Here is an 18,502-nt window from a genome sequence, read left to right as displayed (position 1 = left end):
TTAATTAATTTGATTTTTTTGATTTAATCATTGCCTCCAACGTATCCCACATTTCCTGCGGAATATCTTCAAGCATATTAAATTCACCTGCGCCCTGCAGCCATTCTCCACCATCGATGGTTACCACTTCCCCATTCACAAAAGATGAAAAATCTGAAACCAGATACGCCGCAAGATTTGCCAATTCCTGATGTTCCCCTACTCTTTTTAACGGGTTTTTTTTAGCCAAATCAAACTGGTCTTTCATATCTCCCGGAAGCAATCTGTCCCAAGCTCCTTTTGTAGGGAAAGGTCCCGGCGCTATCGCATTAAAACGAATATTGTATTTTCCCCATTCCACGGCTAACGATCTTGTCATTGCCAAAACTCCTGCTTTTGCACAAGCTGAAGGAACGACATATGCAGAACCCGTCCATGCATACGTGGTAACAATATTTAAAACCGTTCCAGGTGTTTTAGAATCAATCCAGTGTTTTCCGATTGAAAGGGTACAGTTTTTTGTTCCTTTTAAAACAATATCTAAAATAGAATCAAAAGCAGAATGCGTTAATCTTTCTGTTGGCGAGATAAAATTTCCGGCTGCGTTATTTAATAAAATATCAATTCTCCCAAATTCTTTCAGGGTTGCTTCTTTCATTGCTTCCACTTCATCCCAATTTCTGACATCGCAGGCAACACAAAGCACTCTTCCGCCGGTTTGGTCTTCCAATTCTTTGGCAGTTCCGTAAAGTTTTTCAAGATTTCTTGATGTAATTACCACTTTGGCTCCCAACTGAAGAAAATATTTGGTCATTGCTTTTCCAAGACCGCTTCCCCCACCAGTCACGATGGCAACTTTTCCTTTAAGAGCATCTTCCCTCAACATGGGTTGTGTATATTGATTCATATATTTTATTTTTCTTAAAAATAATAAATATTAAATGGATGGAGCGTAAAATCTATGGATAAATGATGTTGTAAATAATATTCTCTGCATTATAATATTGAATTAAGCTGTAAAAGGTGAAAAAAATGGATTTAAAAAATAACTAAAACTTCATTTTTAATTTAAAAATAAAAAAGCAATCTCGTAACTAAATACAAGATTGCTCTTATTTATTTGAAATACTGATTTTAAGCCAATCGTAAAAATTAATTGCTATCAGAATATAATTATGCCGCAGTAACCGTTCCTTTGAAAGAAAGAGTTTTAGGAGTTTTGCTATCGCTTGTTGTTACATTTACGGTCTTAATAAATGGACCAGCACTTGCTGCATTGAAACTAGCTTCTACGAAACCTTTTTTTCCCGGAAGAATTGCCTTCTTACTGTAGTCTGCTGTTGTACAACCGCAAGATGGAGCAACATTTTCAATGATGATTGGTTTTTTTGATGTGTTTGTAAACTCAAATCTAATCAATTTCGGTTTTCCCTGAGGGATACTACCAACGTCAATAGATTCTGATTTCCACTTAGCTGCTTCTGCAACTACTTTTACGATAGGAGTTCCTTCAACCGGAAATACATTAGCATAAAATGGTGAAAATGCCATAACTGCAAGTAGTGCTGTAATTTTTAAATTTTTCATAAGTAAATTTTTATCATTAATTATTCAAAGAAATTTGATTCTTTTGTTTCGATAGAGCAAATGTAAAGACGAAAATCGTGAGATATTGTTAACCGTTTTCAAACATTTGTTAACAAGTTGTTAATGATAAAAGATAAATAGATATTTTTGGATAATATTGCTTCTGAAAATGGAAATCAAAAAACTCAATATCATTATAACGCTTGGGCTTGTTGCTATCATCGGAATTCTGATCGCTCAACTTTTGTGGACCAGACAGGCGTATAACTTTGAGGATAAAAAATTTAATCAAAAGGTCAATATCGCTCTTCTTGAAGTGGTAGAAAAACTCTCTGGCGAGCAAACTTCTTTTATTCAAAGTCCTGTACAGAACGTTGATAACGACTATTATGTGGTGAATATTAACAATGAGTTTGATCCTACGATTCTTGAATATTATTTAAAAACTGAATTCACCAGATTTCAAATTAATACCAATTATACGTACGCAGTTTATAATTGCCACAGCGATAAAATGATCTATGGGAAATATATTTCTGCACATCAGGAGACTTCAAAAAACAAGACCATCAATTTTCCGAAGCACGAAAATCTGACGTATTACTTCTCTATCCGTTTTCCAGATAAGATGACGTATATGATTGGCTCGTTGAAGTTTTGGTATATCCTTACCTTTGCTCTCATCATCATTCTTTTGGTTTATGTTTATTCAATCTACACCATTATTCAGCAAAAGAAATTCTCAGAATTGCAGCGTGATTTTATCAATAACATGACCCACGAGTTCAAAACTCCGTTATCGTCAATTTTATTGGCCACTGAATCTTTGAATAAGCAGGAAATTATAAGAGAAAACTCTAAACTTCAGACTTACACTTCGATTATCATTAATCAAAGCAACAAACTGAATAATCACATCGAAAAGATATTAAATATCGCCAAAAATGATGCGGCCGGACTTTCTTTAAAAACAGAAAAGATTCTCCTTCTTCCTTTTATTCAGGAAATTGCGGAGACCATGCAGCAAAAAAACGGAAACCTGACGATTGATTTGAATATTGACAACAATACTTATGTAATCGCAGATAAATTTCACTTTACCAATATCATTTACAATCTTTTAGACAACTCAGTCAAGTATTGCGAAACTGAGCCCAACGTTAGCATTTCATCAAATAAAGATTCAAAAGGCTTATATTTAAAGTTTAAAGACAACGGAGTTGGAATTCCAAGTAAAAATATTCCTCAGATTTTTGATAAATTTTACAGAGTTAATGCTAAGAAAAACAGTGAAATCAATGGTTTCGGATTGGGCTTATTTTATGTAAAAAAGATCGTTCAGCAACATCACTGGAAGATTTCTGTTGAAAACAATCAAGACCAAGGAATTACGACAACGCTGTTTTTGCCTTTTTCAAAATAATGTTTACATGATGGAGAAATCTAAAATTTTATATGCCGAAGACGACCAGACCATTGCTTTCCTGATTCAGGACAGTTTAGAATCTCATTATGACATTGATTATCATGCCAACGGGAAATCTGCAATGAACGCATTCGACACGGGAAGTTACGATATTTGTCTCCTCGATATCATGATGCCTGAAATTGACGGTTTTGAGCTGGCAAAACATATCAGAACACACAACTCAGAGATTCCCATTATTTTTATTTCTGCTAAGGCTTTAAAAGAAGACCGCATCAAAGGTTTAAAAATTGGCGCCGATGATTATTTGGTAAAGCCTTTCAGCATTGAAGAGCTTATTTTAAAAATTGAAATTTTCTTAAAACGTACAAAAAAGACGAATATCACTCCTGCAAAATATAAAGTTGGAAAATATAATTTCGACCCAAAAAATTATACTTTACAGGAAGAAAATAACATCATAACCCTTACGCAAAGAGAATCTGAACTGCTTTTGTATTTTATCACTAATAAAAATTCTGTTTTAAAAAGACAGGATATTTTGAAAGCCGTTTGGGGAGATGACGATTATTTTATGGGACGAAGTTTGGATGTTTTCATCTCAAGGTTGCGCAAGGTTTTTGCGGATGAAGAAAATATCACCATAGAAAATCTTCACGGTATTGGTTTTCGTTTTTCTGAAAGCTAAAAGATGATGTTTGTCGTATTAAATTTTTAATCAACAATAATTATCTTTTGATTTTAATTAATTTTACGCTTTCCAAATCATCTCACATGAAAAATTCTGCAGTTTTACTTCTTATCTTTTTTCTTTTTTTCAGTTTAAATCTAAAAGCTCAACAATTCGAGAAACTAGTTCAATATGTCAATCCATTAATTGGAACCGAGAAAATGGGGCACACTTATCCCGGAGCAACCGCCCCTTTCGGAGCGGTTCAGTTAAGCCCGGAAACCGATACCATTTCCTACGAACTCAATGGAAAATACAATGGTGAAGTCTATAAATACTGTGCTGGTTACAGATATGAAGACAAAACAATCGTAGGTTTCAGTTCAACTCATTTCAGTGGAACCGGACATTCTGATTTAGGAGATTTTCTGGTGATGCCAACTGTTGGGAAATTGCAATTGAATCCAGGAACATCTACCCATCCTGAAAACGGGTACAGAAGCAGATTTTCACATCAAAACGAGAAAGCAGAAGCCGGATATTACAAAGTAAAATTGGATGACCACAATATTATAGCGGAGTTAACATCAACAACAAGAGTTGGTGTTCATCGTTACACTTTTCCAAAATCTGATCAGGCACATATTATTTTAGATTTAATGTCTGGAATTTATAATTATGACGGCAAAAATGTCTGGACTTATGTTCGTGTAGAAAACGGAAATACAATTACTGGTTACCGACAAACGAACGGTTGGGCAAGAACAAGAACGGTTTATTTTGCGATGAAATTTTCAAAGCCTTTTAAATCTTACGGTCAGAAAAACTATGATGGAAAGCAGATTTATAATGGTTTCTGGAGAAAATTTGACCAGACTAAAAACTTCCCTGAAATCGCAGGAAAAAATCTGAAAATGTATTTTGATTTTGATACGAATGAAAATGAAGCAATCGAAGTTAAGCTTGCCATTTCACCCGTGAGCCAAACGAATGCTTTAGAAAACTTAGAAAAAGAGACAGGTAATTTATCTTTTGACCAAGTCAAAGCACAAACGCAGGAAATTTGGAATAAAGAATTAAATAAAATCGTCATCAAAGGTTCTGAAACAGAAAAAACTAACTTTTACACGGCGATGTATCATACTTTTATCAGTCCTACAACGTACACTGATGTCAATGGAGAATATAAAGGTTTAGATCAAAACATTCACAAAGCAGAAGGTTTTACCAATTACACAACATTTTCAATTTGGGATACGTATCGTGCACTTCACCCATTTTTCAACATTATTCAGCCCAAAAGAAATAATGATATGGTGAAATCGATGATGGCACATTACAATCAGTTTTCGATGAAAATGTTGCCGATTTGGTCGCATTATGCCAACGATAATTGGTGCATGAGCGGTTATCACAGTGTAAGCGTTGTTGCCGATGCCATTATTAAAGGAAATTATGACGGAGATTCAAAAGCAGCATTGATGGCCTGTGTAGAAACTGCAAACAAAAGAGATTACGAAGGCATTGGTTTTTATATTGACAAAGGCTATATTCCTGCAGAGAAAAGCGGAACTTCGGTTTCCAATACATTGGAATATGCTTATGATGATTGGGCAATTGCGCAATTGGCAAAACATTTAGGCGAAACAGAAATTTACAATCAATTCATCAAACGTTCTGAAAACTGGAAAAATAATTTTGATAAAGCCATCGGATTTATGCGCCCTCGTTTAGCTGACGGAAGTTTTAAAAAAGATTTTAATGAGTTAAGCACTCACGGTCAAGGCTTTATCGAAGGAAATTCATGGAATTACAGTTTCTTTGTTCCTCAAAATCCTGACGAACTCATGCAATTAATGGGTGGGAAGAAAAAATTCGCTTCAAAATTGGATGAATTGTTCACGATGCATTTACCAGACGAGTTTTTTGCAGATACAGAAGACATAACAAGAGAAGGAATTATCGGCGGATACGTTCATGGAAACGAGCCAGCGCATCATGTTGCCTATTTCTACAATTGGGCAGGACAACCTTGGAAAACGCAGGCACAAATCAGATGGATTTTAGAAATGCAATACAAAGCAACTCCCGACGGATTGGGCGGAAACGACGATGCAGGGCAAATGAGTGCGTGGTATATTTTAAGTTCTCTTGGTTTTTATCCGGTTGCTCCAGGTTCGGAAGATTATGCGATTGGAAGCCCGGCAATTGATCATGCTGTTTTGAATTTAGAAAATGGGAAAACATTTGAAATTGAAGCCATTAATCAAAGTTCGAAAAACATGTATGTTCAGAAAATTGTTTTGAATGGAAAAGAAATTAAAAACTTTATTTTGAAACATTCTGATATTGTGAAGGGTGGGAAATTGAGTTTTTATATGAGTTCTAAACCTAAAAAATAATTTTTCAAACACTAATATCACTAATTTTTTTACGCAAATTTTCACAAATAAAACTCATAATACTTTCATTCGAAATGAAGTAAATTTGAGTGAAGAATATCCTCAAAGTTTGTCATTCAGAGCGGAACGCAGTAGAGCGTGGAATCTAAGCAAAGCTTTATTTACGTTGTTTAAATTTCTGCGGAATGACAAATCTTGGATCAATTCTCTCGCTGATTTTGCAGATGATGCAGATTTTTCCAACGAAATCTTCCGCTAAATTTGACCAATCTCAAAATATCGGAACAAGTTCTGCCAGAAAATTAACATTGCTTATCCGTAATTTGCATACGACAATCGTTGTTTTGCAAACTTCATATTTCTAATTTCTGCTGAATTTTGTACCAATAAAAATCAACAATATGAAATTGAATCAGGTAAAATTAGGAAGTCAGGGATTAATCATCCCCAATATCGGTTTGGGATGTATGGGAATGACAGGTTTCGGCGATGCAGATATGTACGGCAAAACGGATGAAAAAGAAGCCATCGCAACGATTCATCGCTCTTTGGAATTGGGCGGTAATTTTCTCGACACGGCAGATTTGTACGGACCATTTACGAACGAACAATTGATTGCAAAAGCGATTGAAGGTAATCGTGACCAATACATTCTTGCTACAAAATTCGGTTGGGAAATTGACGACAATGAACAGGTAACCTGGAAAATCAATGGTACTAAAGATTACGTAAAAAAATCTATTGAACGTTCGCTGAAATATCTAAAAACAGACTACATCGATCTTTATTATATGCATCGTCTCGATAAAAATGTTCCGGTTGAAGAAACTGTCGGAGCAATGAGTGATTTGGTAAAAGAAGGAAAAATTGGGTATATCGGTTTGTCTGAAGTTTCTTCTGAGACTGTGAAAAGAGCGCACGCCGTTCATCCGATTTCGGCAGTTCAGAGTGAATATTCTCTTTTTGAAAGAACGGTTGAGGAAAAAGGTGTAATCGAAACTTTGAATGATTTGGGAATTGGTTTTGTGGCGTATTCTCCGCTTGGACGAGGATTTTTGTCAGGGAATATTAAAACAATCAATGATTTGCCGGAAAATGATTTCCGAAGAGCGATTCCACGTTTTCAGGGAGAACAATTTCAAAAAAACATTGAATTGGTGGAAGCGATTGAAAATCTTGCCACAGAAAAACAAATCACTTCATCACAATTGGCCTTGGCGTGGATTATCAGCAAAGGAATTGTGCCGATTCCCGGAACGAAACGCAGAAAATATGTTGAGCAAAATATTGAAGCGAGCAAAATCGTTTTGAATGAATCTGACCTTCAGAAGCTGGAAAGTATTGTACCTTTGGGAACAGATACGGGTAATCCTTACGATGAATTCAGTATGGGGCTTTTGGATTATTAATCTTTTTTAAATTTAGATATTTAACCAATTTGTCATTCTGAATGAAATGAAATGTAGTGAAAGAATCTCAAGTTATATTTCAGAGATTCTTCCTTCGTCAGAATGACAAATTCTGAAAGCTTACAAAACATAAAGCTGGAACGCAATACGATTGCGCCCCGGCTTGAAAGGAGCTCTTTTTGCGGAGCGAAGCGGAGCAAAAAAGCGGGAGTGGAAGACGGATAAAGGCGCCCAAACCTAACAAAGTGGTTCGACAGAGTCAAATAATAATTATTACCTTTAATATTTAGAATCTCAAATTATGAACACGATACAATCTATTTCTCAGTTTCATAAATTACTGTCGCTTCCGGAACCTAGACATCCGATGGTGAGCGTCATCAATCTTTCTGAAAGTATTTTTATTGAAGATGAGGTCTGGAAAGGCTTTACCAACAGATTTTATTGTGTGGCTCTGAAAAGAGAGGCGACAGGAAAAATACGATACGGACAGCAACATTATGATTATGATAAAGGTGTTTTGAGTTTTACTGCGCCCAGCCAGGTTCAGTATTTGGATGTTGCGACGATGGATTGTAATTCGGCAGGTTTTTTATTGATTTTTCACGAAGATTTTCTGCTGAAACATCCTTTGGCGACGACCATTTCAAGCTACGGATTTTTCTCTTATGCCGTGAACGAAGCGTTGCATCTGTCTGAGGAAGAAGAAAATGATCTGATACAAATCCTTCATAAAATCGATAAAGAATGTCAGCATATTGACCGACATACACAGGAAATTATTTTGTCGCAGATCGATCTTTTACTTAATTATTCTCAGCGTTTTTATGAACGACAATTCATCACAAGAAAGAATAATAATCATCAGTTACTCATCAAATTCGAAAAATTCCTGAATGATTATTTTGACAAAGAATCTTCCGAAAAAGGACTTTTGACCGTTCATCAAATTGCTGAAGCGATGAATCTTTCGCCTAATTATTTAAGTGATTTATTAAGAATTCAAACCGGGCAAAATACACAGCAACATATTCACGAAAAGCTGATTAGCAAAGCGAAAGAGAAACTTTCGACAACGGAATTATCGGTAAGTGAAATTGCTTATGAATTAGGGTTTGAACATTCGCAATCGTTCAGTACGCTTTTCAAAAAGAAAACGAAAATGTCTCCATTGGAATTTCGGCAATCTTTTAATTGATATATTTTCTCTCGCAGATTTTTACGGATTGGGCAGATTGAATTTAAAATCTGTATTATCTGCTAAATCTGCGAGAGTTTTATTTATTTTCGAAAATGTCTTCTCTCAAATTATTTTTATGCTCTCTTCCCCACTCGGAAAGTGCCATAATCACAGTTTTTAAAGTCTTGCTGTAATCAGTTGAGATATATTCTACAACAACAGGCGTTTGTTCGCCGTGAACGATTCTTTTTACAAAACCATTGATTTCCAGATCTTTCAACTCGTTCGAAAGTACCCTTGCCGAAATTCCGGTAACGATTCTCTGAAGCTCATTGAACCGAATATTTCCGTGTTCCTGAAGAGCAATAATAATTTTAAGCTTCCACTTTCCGCCAATGACATAAATTGCATCTTCCACCGATGAAAGATGATTTTGGCAATTTATTTCCGTAAGTGGTTCTTCTAATTCAATAATATTTTCCATAAAATTAATCTCAAACTAACCAAAAGGTTATTGCTAACCTTTTGTTCACTACTAACTTTTGATAAGCAAATGTACATAATTTTGTCAAAGAAATTTAAAATTAAAAAAATGAAACAAATTTTGCACATCATCTCAAGTCCGAGAATAGAAGTATCTGCAAGCAGAAAATTAGGAAGTGCTGTACTAGAAAAAATTCAGGAGAAATATCCTGACAGCAAAGTAAAAGAGCGTGATTTAACTAAAAATCTTGTTCCGCTTTTGGAGGAAGTACATATCAATACATTTTTTACGCCTGCGGAAAACAGAACTCCAGAACAGGAAGCTATCAACCAATATTCTGAAGGTTTAATTGCCGAACTGCAGGAAGCAGACATTATCGTAATCGAATCTCCAATGTATAATTTTTCAGTTCCAGCAAGTCTCAGAGCTTATTTTGATTTTACTTCAAGAGCAGGATATACTTTCAGTTATGATGAGAACGGGCCTAAAGGTTTGTTGAACAACAAAAAATTATACATCGCCCTTTCTTCCGGAAACATTTATTCAGAAGGACCTTACCAGAGTTATGATTCTAATGTTCCTTACGTGAAAAATGTTTTTGGCTTTTACGGCGTTACAGATGTGAGTGTTTTTCGGGCAGAAGGACTGTCCATTCCAGGAATTATGGAAAATGCTTTAGAAAAAGGAATTGAAAGTATTGTGATTGATTAATTTCAAATTATTGTTAGATAATTTTCTCTCGCTGATTGAGCAAATTTTGCAGATGATTGCGCTTAAAATCTGCTTGATCTGCTCAATCTGCGACAGATTTAAATTTTGCTAAAGAAAATTTCTATTCTTAAATAAAAAAACGGGCTAAAGCCCGTTCCTATTGATACAATTATTTCGCTGTAATCTATTCCTGAACTTCAAAAAGCAAACGCTCCCCAAATTTTTCTTCATTGATTTTTCCGTTGTCGTAAACCAGGTTTCCATTCACAAAAGTATGAGTGACTTTAGAATTGAAATTCATCCCTTCAAGCGGACTCCAGCCACATTTGTACAAAATATTCTCTTTGGCAACTGTCCAGTTTTTATCCAAGTCTACCAAAACTAAATCCGCTTTATACCCTTCTCTCACAAAACCTCTCTTCTCAACTCTGAAAAGAATCGCAGGATTATGGCACATTTTCTCAACGATTTTTTCTAAAGTAATTTTTCCGTTTCTGAAATTCTCTAGCATTACGACCAAAGAATGCTGAACCAGAGGTGCTCCCGAAGGACATTTTGTATAAACATTTTGTTTTTCTTCCCAGGTGTGAGGTGCGTGATCGGTTGCAATGACGTCAATTCTGTCGTCCAAAATTGCTTCCCAAAGTCCGTCTTTATCTTTTTGCGTTTTTACCGCAGGATTCCATTTGATTAATCCGCCTTTGGTATCGTAATCCTCATTGGTAAAAGTCAAATGATGTACACAGACTTCTGCCGTTATTTTTTTATCTTTTAAAGGAATATCATTTCGGAAAAGTTCCATCTCCTTCGCTGTTGAAAGATGAAAAACGTGAAGTCTGGCTCCTGTTTTTTCAGCCAATTCAACCGCTTTTGAAGAAGATTTGTAACAAGCTTCCTCACTTCTGATCAGATGATGGAATTTTACAGGAATATCTTCACCATATTCATCTAAATATTTTTGAGTATTTTCTCTAATCGTTGCTTCATCCTCACAATGAACAGCGATCAGCATTTTGGTATTGCTGAAAATATTTTCCAAAGTTTCAGGATTGTCAACCAACATATTTCCTGTAGATGAACCTAGGAACAATTTGATTCCGGGAACATTTCTCGGATTTGTTTTTAAAACTTCCTCCAAATTATCATTCGTTCCGCCCATCATAAAACCGTAATTCGCATAAGCTTTTTGAGAACCAATTTCATATTTATCCGCCAACAGTTCCTGAGTTACGGCATTCGGAACAGTATTTGGCTGATCGATGAAACTCGTAATTCCACCTGCAATTGCCGATTTTGATTCGGTTTCTATGTCACCTTTATGCGTCAAACCTGGTTCACGGAAATGAACTTGATCATCAATAATTCCAGGCAAAAGATATTTTCCGGAAGCATCAATAATTTGGTCAACATTTTCTTCAGAGATATTTTTCGAAATCTTAGAAATCAAATCATTTTCAATCAGAATATCACTTTGGAAAACCAGATTTTCATTAACGATTTGGGCATTTTTTATTAGAATTTTCATTTTTACTTTTTAGATATAAAGATTTGTATTGCACAAATTTAATATTTTCATTAATGATTTTTAAGCATAAGTCAGAAAATTGTGAATTCTAATATTTACATTTGCACTTTAAAAAAATAAATTTGTACAAGAAATTATTTGGGCAAACTGCGGTGTACGGACTAAGTTCGGTTTTGGTGAGGATTTTTCCTTTCCTCATTGCACCCATCGTTACCAATGCATTCGGACCTTCCGCATCATCACCTTTCGTAGATTGGTATTCGATTGCGGGAGTCATCACGGTTTTTTTGACCCACGGAATGGAAACTTCTTTTTTCCGTTTTGCTCAAGAAGGTGATATTGATAAAAAAACTTTGGTTTCTACTACGGCACTGAGCATTTTGGGGATCGGTTTGATTTATCTTATTCTAGGATATGTTTTCAGGCAGGAACTTGCGAATGCTTTTGAAACTCCGGATCAGGTCAATTATCTTGTCATTTTTCTTTTCATTCTTTCTTTTGACGCTTTTGCAACGATACCCTCCGCAGTTTTAAGATTAGAAGGTAAACCTGTTTTATATACAATTTCAAAGGTTGCAGGATCACTGGTTTATTATTTTCTGATTGTATTTTTCATCGAATGGCTTCCTCATTACCCTAACGGAATTTTAGGTTTAAAATATGAACCTGAAATTGGTGTGGGATATGTTTTCATTGCCAATTTGGTACAAAGCATCATCACATTAGCGATTGTAGGAAAAGAATTCGTCAACTTTAGTTTTAAAAAGTTTGATTTTAAACTTTGGAAAAGAATCATGAGTTACTCATGGCCGGTAATGGTTGCGGGATTAGCAGGAGTGATTAACCAGACTTTAGACCGACAGTTTTTAAAATATTTACTTCCAAAAGAAGAAGCCAAACATCAGATTGGTGTTTACGGTGGAGTTTATAAAATAGCAACATTCATCACGGTTTTCCGACAGGCATATCAGTTGGGAATTGAACCTTATTTCTTTTCAAGTTTTAAAGATAAAAACAATCACAAAACCTACGCAGTTTTGATGGATGTATTTGTAATCTGCAATTGTCTCATCTACATCGGATTGATGGTGAATCTGCAATGGATTTCTGAAAAATACTTAGGAAATTCACTTTACTTTGAAGGTATTGAAATTATTCCTTTTGTAATGCTCGGAGCGTTATTTTTAGGAATATATCTTAATCTTTCGATTTGGTATAAATTATCTGACCAAACCAGAGTTGGTTTGTACATTTCTTTAATCGGAGCGGCAATTACGATGATGATCAACTTTACTTTCATTCCAAAATACGGATATTGGGCAAGTGCTTTTGCAGCACTGATTACCTATACAAGTATGATGGTTATTTCCTATATTTGGGGAAGAATTCAATATCCTATTCACTATAATGTTAAGAAAATAGCTGTCTATCTAACGCTTTCGATTGCAATTTCGATGGTCTCGTTTTATTATTTCCGATATAATTATTTTATAGGAAACGGAATGTTCATTTTCTTCATTGCATTCTTGATTTATAATGAAAGAACGATGATCAACAAAATACTTAGAAAATCATAAAATTTAAACTATACAATATCAAATGAAAATAATTGTTCCTATGGCTGGGCGTGGTTCCAGATTGCGTCCACATACATTAACGGTTCCAAAACCATTAATTCCTATCGCAGGAAAACCTATCGTACAAAGATTGGTAGAAGACATTGCTAAAGTTGCAGGAGAGGTGATAGAAGAAGTTGCTTTCATTATCGGTGATTTTGGCGATGAAGTTGAAAAGTCTCTTCTTCAAATTGCTGAAAGATTAGGTGCGAAAGGAAGTATTTATCATCAGGAAGAAGCTTTGGGAACGGCTCATGCAATCAAATGCGCAGAGCAATCAATGACGGGAAATGTGGTTGTAGCTTTTGCGGACACCCTTTTCAGAGCAGATTTTATCTTAGATACCAATTCTGACGGTGTAATTTGGGTTAAAAAAGTAGAAGATCCTTCAGCTTTTGGAGTTGTAAAATTGGATGACTACGGTTTTATCACAGATTTTATTGAGAAACCTCAGACTTTCGTTTCAGACCTTGCCATCATTGGGATTTATTATTTCAACTCAGGAGAGAAATTGATGTCTGAAATTAATCACATCATGGATAATGACATCAAATTTGGTGGAGAATATCAGTTGACAACCGCATTGGAAAATCTTCGCCAAAAAGGTGCCAAATTCACCCTTGGAAAAGTAGATGACTGGATGGATTGTGGAAATAAAAATGCAACTGTAGAGACCAACAGTAAAATTTTGGCATACGAAAAAGAAGAAATGTCTCAAATCACAGCATCAGCAATAATTGAAAACTCTCTGATTATTCAACCTTGCTTTATCGGGAAAAATGTGAAGATTATGAATTCAAAAATTGGTCCCGGAGTTTCTGTAGGAAATAATACGGTAATTATTAATTCAAATATTGAAAATTCTCTGATTCAGGAAAACACAAAAATCAACCACGGAAACCTTTCAAACTCAATGATTGGAAATTCTGCACAGTATTTTGGGGTTTCAAGAGAAATTTCTTTGGGTGATTATTCTGTTTTGGATTTCCTAAATAAAGATTAATTTTATAAAGAATAGATTGACTTCAAACCACACAAAATGTTTTGTGTGGTTTGGCGTTAATATTGTAAAGTATTTATATAAAATAATTTATGAAAAAATGGATTACGTTATTGCTGGCAACAATGGTTATACTTTCATGTAAAACCAAGAAAAACGCTATGCAAAACGCTTCTGAAAATGACAGTATCAAAATAGAAAATTCAGAGGATAAAGACAAAATTGACGAAGGAAAAAACATTTCAGACCGATTGACTTTTTACGAAAACATTTATATACATCCAAAATTTGATCAGATTAAAATCAACAGTAAAATCACGGCAGATAACATCAGAGTAAGCCCTCTTGATGCTACGATTTATATTGAAAGTGATAAAAAAATATGGTCAAACATCAACTTCTTATTCTTCAATGCAGCAAGAGCAATCATCACGCCTGAAGGGATTAAAGCAGTTGACAAATACAATAAAAATTATATTGATTCTGATTTTGATTATTTAAATAATTTACTGAATATCAACTTCATCGATTACAAAACTTTAGAGAAAATCCTTTTGGGACGTACTTTTCTTTTGGTAAGTAACAGAAATTCAAGTATTACAAAAAATGAAGACGGATATCAATTGGCATCCATTGTAAATCAAAAGATTGTCACTAATGACGTTGAGCGTGAGTATAAAATCAATATGAGATATTCTAATGATTATAATTTAATTTACGTTAAATTGCAGGATGTGAAATCCGATGACGCAGTTGAAATCGTATATGATGAATGGGAGACTTTTGACAATAATCTCAAATTGCCGCAAAGTGTTAAAATAATTATAAAAGGTTCAAAAACAAGTCAGATTTTATTGGAAAACACGAAATTTGGCTTCACTAAAATGGAAACACCTTATTCAGTTCCAGCCAATTATAAGAAAATTGAGATTAAATGATTAAAAAATTTAGCTTTTTAATAGGAATTCTGCTGTTCTCGTTGCACTTTGGGCAAAAGAAAGAGCAATTACAGCAACAAAATGCCGAGCTTAAAAAACAAATTGCAAAAATAAATACTGATCTAGCAAAAACAAGAAATGAGTCTAAGCTTTCCATATCTTATCTCACAAGTGTTAATCAGAAATTAGCCTTAAGAGAAAAGGTTTATAACAATACTCAAAAAGAGAAAAGATTTATAGAAGATGAAATTTATCTTCGTCAGCTTGAAATAAATAGACAAAATCGTGAGTTAGCCGTTTTAAGAAAAAACTACGCTCAGGTTTTGGTGAATGCTTATAAAAACAAAGGTGTTCAGAATAAGGTAACATTCATTCTTTCATCAAAAGGTTTTGGTGAAGCGATGAGAAGAGTACAATATCTGAAACAGTATTCTGACTATCAAGACAAAAAAGCTGCAGAAATCACTAACGCAGCAGTTGAGCTGAAAAAATCTGTTGAGAAAAAGAGACGATCTGCAGTTGAAAAAGAGAATCTTTTAGTTAATCAGCAAAAAGATTTAACAACCATCAGTGTTGAGAGGAAGCAGAAAGAGCAGTTGGTCAATGAGTTTAAGAAAAACGAAAGCAAACTTGCTGGCGAATTAAAACAAAAGCAAACTCAGTCTAAAGCATTAGAAGGACAAATACGATCAATTATCGCTGAAGAAATTCGTAGAGCAAAAGCTGAAGAAGAATCTAGAAAAAAAGCTGAAGCAGAAAAAATACGTTTAGCAAAAATAGCTTCAGACCGAGAAAAAGCGAGAATTGATGCTGAGAACAAAGCAAAAGCTGAAGCTTTAGAGAGAGAAAGGAAATTAGCTGAAGCCGAAGCTAAAAAAGCAGCAGAATTTGCAGCAAAAAGAGCTGAAGATGAAAGAAAAAGAAATGAAGAAGCAGCAAAAAGTGAGGCAAGTGCTAAAGACGAAGCAAGAAAAATTGCCGCTAAAAAAGCATCAGATGATGCCGCTCTAAAATCAAGAGAAGCTGCAAATAAATTAGCTGCTGCAAGGGCTGCCGAAGCCGCATTAGAGAAAAAAACAGATGACGATAAAAAAGCTGCCGAGACCAAAGCGTTGACTAATTATGGTGTGTCTACATCAGCAGGAAATAACTTTGCAGCAAATAAAGGTAGATTGGCAATGCCTGCCTACGGTACAATTACCCACCGTTTTGGCAGACAACCTCACCCAGTATTTAAAAATATCGTGGAAGAAAATAACGGAATTAAAATTTCCGTAGCAAAAGGAACCAGCGCAAAAGCGATTTTCCCGGGAACAGTTTCCCAGATAATGCCAGCAGCGGATGGAACAAAAACAGTTTTGATAAAACACGGAGATTATTTCTCTATTTATTCAAATCTTAGCAGCAATACAGTTTCGAAAGGTCAGCAAGTTTCTGCAGGAACTACCTTAGGAACTGTTGCTCAGGATTTTGACGGATCTTTTACCTTAGATTTCCAAATCTGGAGAGGAGATACGCCAGTAGATCCGTTAGGTTGGGTTTCAAATTAAAATATTAACTTTGTAAAAATTTTAGACATGTACACACTTACAATACTGTCATTATCTTGGCAACACCTATTGATCGTAGCGATCATACTTTTACTTCTATTTGGAGGAAAAAAAATTCCGGAATTAATGAAAGGTCTGGGTTCAGGAATAAAAGAGTTTAAAGATTCTGTGAAGGAAGATGAAAAACCAGTGACTAAAACTGAAAATCCTACTTCGAACACGACAAACAATACCAGCAATTAATATTACTTTTCAGTTCAAATGAATTTTACAGATACCGCTTGGGAAATCTTCAATAAATCAATTGAAGATTACCATGTTTTAGATAATATAGAAACTCCGATTAATAATACATATCCTACTGATAGTTTGGAACGAATTTTGTATGCTAAAAATTGGATTGATACCGTTCAATGGCATTTGGAAGATATTATCAGAGACGAAAACATAGATCCTGTACATGCACTTCAACTTAAAAGAACAATCGATGCTTCTAATCAGAAGAGAACAGATTTGGTTGAGTATATAGACAGTTGGTTTCTTGATAAATACAAAAATATTACTCCAAAAACTGATGCGAAAATAAATACTGAAACTCCAGCTTGGGCAGTTGACAGATTATCTATTCTTTCGTTAAAGGTTTACCACATGTCGTTGGAAGCTCATAGAGAATCGGCTTCGGAAGAGCATCGTGCAAATTGCCAGACAAAACTCGATGTACTTCTAGACCAGAAACAAGATTTAACTACTTCAATAAGTCAATTGCTTACTGATATTGAGAACGGTGATGTTAAGATGAAAGTGTACAAACAAATGAAAATGTACAACGATGAAAGCCTTAACCCAATCCTTTATCAAAAGGAGCAAAAATGAAACGACAATATTTTTTCGGATTACTATTATTAATAATTATTTCTTCCTGCGCTACAGAAAAACCTAATGTTTCTCCGCTTTCAAGCAGTTTCTATAGTGAAGCAAGAAGAGCAGATGCAGAGGCTGGTGCAAATAGCAGTTTCTCAATCAACATTAATGAAAATGTAAATGCTGCTGAAATCACCAATCTGATTTCTACTTTTCCTAAATTTAAGAATACAGCATTAAATGAAGAGGTGAATACTTTAAAATATTCTTTACAAAATTATCTTTACGCACTTGATGCAGGTAATGTTTCCGGAAAAAATAAAACTCTTAAAAGTTTAGAAAAATCTTACAAGAAAATTCAGAAACTCAGAAAATATCTTAATAAAGACGACGATGCAGTTCTCAACAGATATTTGGTAAGATTAAAAACCAATGTTACTTTTATTGAAGACTCAATAAACAGTAAAAAATAACTTACAATTAAATGATTAAAATTCAGGCGGAAGCTAATGTCCCTACAGATCATGGGAATTTCCGAATGATCGCTTTTTCGGAAGAATCAAGTGATTGGATGCCTCATATGGCAATTATAGCCGAGCATACAGATTTTTCAAAACCTATCAATGTACGTTTCCATTCTGAATGTATCACCGGTGAAGTTTTTCACTCACAAAAATGCGAATGCGGACAGCAATTGGATGCAGCAATGAAATACACTCACGAACATGGAGGAATCATTGTTTATCTGCGTCAGGAAGGAAGAAATATTGGCATCATCAATAAATTGAAAGCTTATTCGCTTCAGGAAAAAGGCTTCGATACCGTAGAAGCCAATTTAAAATTAGGATTACCCGCAGATGACCGAAATTTCTCAGTAGCTATTGATATTTTAAATATTCTCAACGTAAAAAACATCAATCTTTTAACAAACAATCCCGAAAAGGTAAAGTTTGTAGAACAAAGTAATATCAATCTCAATTCAAGAATTCCTTTACAGATTCCAGCGAACGATTCTAGCCGCGGATATCTTCAAACAAAGAAAGATTACTTCGGACACATTTTGGATGAACAAGATTAAATCAATTTCACATTTTGATAAAAAAGCAAAGCTCTGGAATTACTTCCAGAGCTTTTTAATTATAAAAAACTGAAAAGATATATTTT

The 18,502-nt window shown here is 34.7% G+C and carries 19 protein-coding genes; 15 read left to right on the top strand and 4 right to left on the bottom strand.

Annotation, left to right across the window (positions count from 1 at the left end; translation table 11 throughout):
• Nucleotides 1-4: 4 nt before the first annotated feature.
• A complete protein-coding gene (locus LNP04_RS14010) occupies nt 5-886 on the bottom strand; it encodes an SDR family oxidoreductase (RefSeq protein WP_129535027.1) in 882 nt (293 codons plus the stop codon).
• 266 nt (nt 887-1,152) lie between these two features.
• Nucleotides 1,153-1,566, bottom strand: a complete 414-nt coding sequence (locus LNP04_RS14005) for a DUF1573 domain-containing protein (RefSeq protein ID WP_229983547.1) — start codon at nt 1,564-1,566, stop codon at nt 1,153-1,155.
• Nucleotides 1,567-1,735: 169 nt separating this feature from the next.
• Here LNP04_RS14005 and LNP04_RS14000 point away from each other — a divergent pair, with 169 nt between their 5' ends.
• From LNP04_RS14000 to LNP04_RS13975, 6 genes are all read left to right on the top strand, one after another.
• Nucleotides 1,736-2,989, top strand: a complete 1,254-nt coding sequence (locus LNP04_RS14000) for a sensor histidine kinase KdpD (protein WP_229983546.1) — start codon at nt 1,736-1,738, stop codon at nt 2,987-2,989.
• A gap of 10 nt (nt 2,990-2,999) precedes the next feature.
• Entirely contained in the window at nt 3,000-3,680 is a 681-nt protein-coding gene (locus tag LNP04_RS13995; RefSeq protein ID WP_229986306.1) for a response regulator transcription factor, read from the top strand.
• Between the two features lie 86 nt (nt 3,681-3,766).
• Nucleotides 3,767-6,064 (top strand): GH92 family glycosyl hydrolase, encoded by a 2,298-nt coding sequence (locus LNP04_RS13990; protein ID WP_229983545.1) that lies wholly within the window; start codon nt 3,767-3,769, stop codon nt 6,062-6,064.
• Between the two features lie 185 nt (nt 6,065-6,249).
• Entirely contained in the window at nt 6,250-6,429 is a 180-nt protein-coding gene (locus LNP04_RS13985; protein WP_229983544.1) for a hypothetical protein, read from the top strand.
• 36 nt (nt 6,430-6,465) lie between these two features.
• Entirely contained in the window at nt 6,466-7,473 is a 1,008-nt protein-coding gene (locus LNP04_RS13980) for an aldo/keto reductase (protein ID WP_229983543.1), read from the top strand.
• 301 nt (nt 7,474-7,774) lie between these two features.
• Nucleotides 7,775-8,671, top strand: coding sequence for an AraC family transcriptional regulator (locus LNP04_RS13975; RefSeq protein WP_229983542.1), 897 nt, complete (start codon nt 7,775-7,777; stop codon nt 8,669-8,671).
• A gap of 79 nt (nt 8,672-8,750) precedes the next feature.
• Here LNP04_RS13975 and LNP04_RS13970 read toward each other — a convergent pair whose 3' ends face one another.
• Complete coding sequence (locus tag LNP04_RS13970) at nt 8,751-9,137, bottom strand: helix-turn-helix domain-containing protein (protein ID WP_229983541.1); 387 nt, start codon at nt 9,135-9,137, stop codon at nt 8,751-8,753.
• 108 nt (nt 9,138-9,245) lie between these two features.
• On the opposite strand from LNP04_RS13970, the gene LNP04_RS13965 reads away from it, so the two are divergent.
• The gene (locus tag LNP04_RS13965) at nt 9,246-9,848 is read left to right on the top strand and encodes an FMN-dependent NADH-azoreductase (RefSeq protein WP_229983540.1); all 603 of its coding nucleotides are present in this window, start codon (nt 9,246-9,248) and stop codon (nt 9,846-9,848) included.
• A gap of 184 nt (nt 9,849-10,032) precedes the next feature.
• On the opposite strand, the gene LNP04_RS13960 is transcribed toward LNP04_RS13965, so the two are convergent.
• On the bottom strand, nt 10,033-11,373 hold the full coding sequence (locus LNP04_RS13960) for a dihydroorotase (protein WP_229983539.1): 1,341 nt from the start codon (nt 11,371-11,373) through the stop codon (nt 10,033-10,035).
• Between the two features lie 122 nt (nt 11,374-11,495).
• Between LNP04_RS13960 and LNP04_RS13955 the strand changes: the two genes are divergently transcribed.
• From LNP04_RS13955 to ribA, 8 genes are all read left to right on the top strand, one after another.
• The gene (locus LNP04_RS13955) at nt 11,496-12,950 is read left to right on the top strand and encodes a lipopolysaccharide biosynthesis protein (RefSeq protein ID WP_229983538.1); all 1,455 of its coding nucleotides are present in this window, start codon (nt 11,496-11,498) and stop codon (nt 12,948-12,950) included.
• 22 nt (nt 12,951-12,972) lie between these two features.
• Entirely contained in the window at nt 12,973-13,992 is a 1,020-nt protein-coding gene (locus LNP04_RS13950) for a sugar phosphate nucleotidyltransferase (protein WP_229983537.1), read from the top strand.
• Nucleotides 13,993-14,081: 89 nt separating this feature from the next.
• Nucleotides 14,082-14,927: a DUF4292 domain-containing protein gene (locus LNP04_RS13945; RefSeq protein WP_229983536.1), complete on the top strand. Its 846-nt coding sequence runs from the start codon at nt 14,082-14,084 to the stop codon at nt 14,925-14,927.
• Nucleotides 14,924-16,477: a murein hydrolase activator EnvC gene (locus LNP04_RS13940; protein ID WP_229983535.1), complete on the top strand. Its 1,554-nt coding sequence runs from the start codon at nt 14,924-14,926 to the stop codon at nt 16,475-16,477. Before LNP04_RS13945 ends, LNP04_RS13940 begins: the two co-directional genes overlap by 4 nt.
• A 27-nt stretch (nt 16,478-16,504) precedes the next feature.
• Nucleotides 16,505-16,720 carry a twin-arginine translocase TatA/TatE family subunit gene (locus LNP04_RS13935; RefSeq protein WP_229983534.1) on the top strand — a complete coding sequence of 72 codons (216 nt, stop codon included), beginning with the start codon at nt 16,505-16,507 and terminating at the stop codon, nt 16,718-16,720.
• 18 nt (nt 16,721-16,738) lie between these two features.
• Nucleotides 16,739-17,350 carry a DUF4254 domain-containing protein gene (locus tag LNP04_RS13930; protein WP_229983533.1) on the top strand — a complete coding sequence of 204 codons (612 nt, stop codon included), beginning with the start codon at nt 16,739-16,741 and terminating at the stop codon, nt 17,348-17,350.
• Entirely contained in the window at nt 17,347-17,811 is a 465-nt protein-coding gene (locus LNP04_RS13925; RefSeq protein WP_229983532.1) for a hypothetical protein, read from the top strand. The genes LNP04_RS13930 and LNP04_RS13925 overlap by 4 nt, the downstream gene beginning before the upstream one ends.
• Before the next feature lie 11 nt (nt 17,812-17,822).
• Nucleotides 17,823-18,416, top strand: a complete 594-nt coding sequence (gene ribA, locus LNP04_RS13920) for a GTP cyclohydrolase II (RefSeq protein ID WP_229983531.1) — start codon at nt 17,823-17,825, stop codon at nt 18,414-18,416.
• Nucleotides 18,417-18,502: the final 86 nt, after the last annotated feature.

It is taken from the genome of Chryseobacterium sp. C-71 (genome assembly GCF_020911865.1).
Classification (GTDB): domain Bacteria; phylum Bacteroidota; class Bacteroidia; order Flavobacteriales; family Weeksellaceae; genus Chryseobacterium.
The sequence above is the reverse complement of the archived record's forward strand: the minus strand, read 5'-3'. Positions and strand labels throughout refer to the sequence as shown.

Excerpts from the sequence above, each read along its gene's own strand:
- LNP04_RS13995 (WP_229986306.1), top strand. The coding sequence starts at position 3,000 with ATGGAGAAATCTAAAATTTTATATGCCGAAGACGACCAGACCATTGCT.
- LNP04_RS13985 (WP_229983544.1), top strand. The coding sequence starts at position 6,250 with ATGACAAATCTTGGATCAATTCTCTCGCTGATTTTGCAGATGATGCAG.
- LNP04_RS13925 (WP_229983532.1), top strand. The coding sequence starts at position 17,347 with ATGAAACGACAATATTTTTTCGGATTACTATTATTAATAATTATTTCT.
- LNP04_RS13975 (WP_229983542.1), top strand. The coding sequence starts at position 7,775 with ATGAACACGATACAATCTATTTCTCAGTTTCATAAATTACTGTCGCTT.
- LNP04_RS13930 (WP_229983533.1), top strand. The coding sequence starts at position 16,739 with ATGAATTTTACAGATACCGCTTGGGAAATCTTCAATAAATCAATTGAA.
- LNP04_RS13935 (WP_229983534.1), top strand. The coding sequence starts at position 16,505 with ATGTACACACTTACAATACTGTCATTATCTTGGCAACACCTATTGATC.
- LNP04_RS13980 (WP_229983543.1), top strand. The coding sequence starts at position 6,466 with ATGAAATTGAATCAGGTAAAATTAGGAAGTCAGGGATTAATCATCCCC.
- LNP04_RS13970 (WP_229983541.1), bottom strand. The coding sequence starts at position 9,137 with ATGGAAAATATTATTGAATTAGAAGAACCACTTACGGAAATAAATTGC.
- LNP04_RS13960 (WP_229983539.1), bottom strand. The coding sequence starts at position 11,373 with ATGAAAATTCTAATAAAAAATGCCCAAATCGTTAATGAAAATCTGGTT.
- ribA (WP_229983531.1), top strand. The coding sequence starts at position 17,823 with ATGATTAAAATTCAGGCGGAAGCTAATGTCCCTACAGATCATGGGAAT.
- LNP04_RS14000 (WP_229983546.1), top strand. The coding sequence starts at position 1,736 with ATGGAAATCAAAAAACTCAATATCATTATAACGCTTGGGCTTGTTGCT.
- LNP04_RS13945 (WP_229983536.1), top strand. The coding sequence starts at position 14,082 with ATGAAAAAATGGATTACGTTATTGCTGGCAACAATGGTTATACTTTCA.
- LNP04_RS14010 (WP_129535027.1), bottom strand. The coding sequence starts at position 886 with ATGAATCAATATACACAACCCATGTTGAGGGAAGATGCTCTTAAAGGA.
- LNP04_RS13965 (WP_229983540.1), top strand. The coding sequence starts at position 9,246 with ATGAAACAAATTTTGCACATCATCTCAAGTCCGAGAATAGAAGTATCT.
- LNP04_RS13950 (WP_229983537.1), top strand. The coding sequence starts at position 12,973 with ATGAAAATAATTGTTCCTATGGCTGGGCGTGGTTCCAGATTGCGTCCA.
- LNP04_RS13990 (WP_229983545.1), top strand. The coding sequence starts at position 3,767 with ATGAAAAATTCTGCAGTTTTACTTCTTATCTTTTTTCTTTTTTTCAGT.
- LNP04_RS13940 (WP_229983535.1), top strand. The coding sequence starts at position 14,924 with ATGATTAAAAAATTTAGCTTTTTAATAGGAATTCTGCTGTTCTCGTTG.
- LNP04_RS14005 (WP_229983547.1), bottom strand. The coding sequence starts at position 1,566 with ATGAAAAATTTAAAAATTACAGCACTACTTGCAGTTATGGCATTTTCA.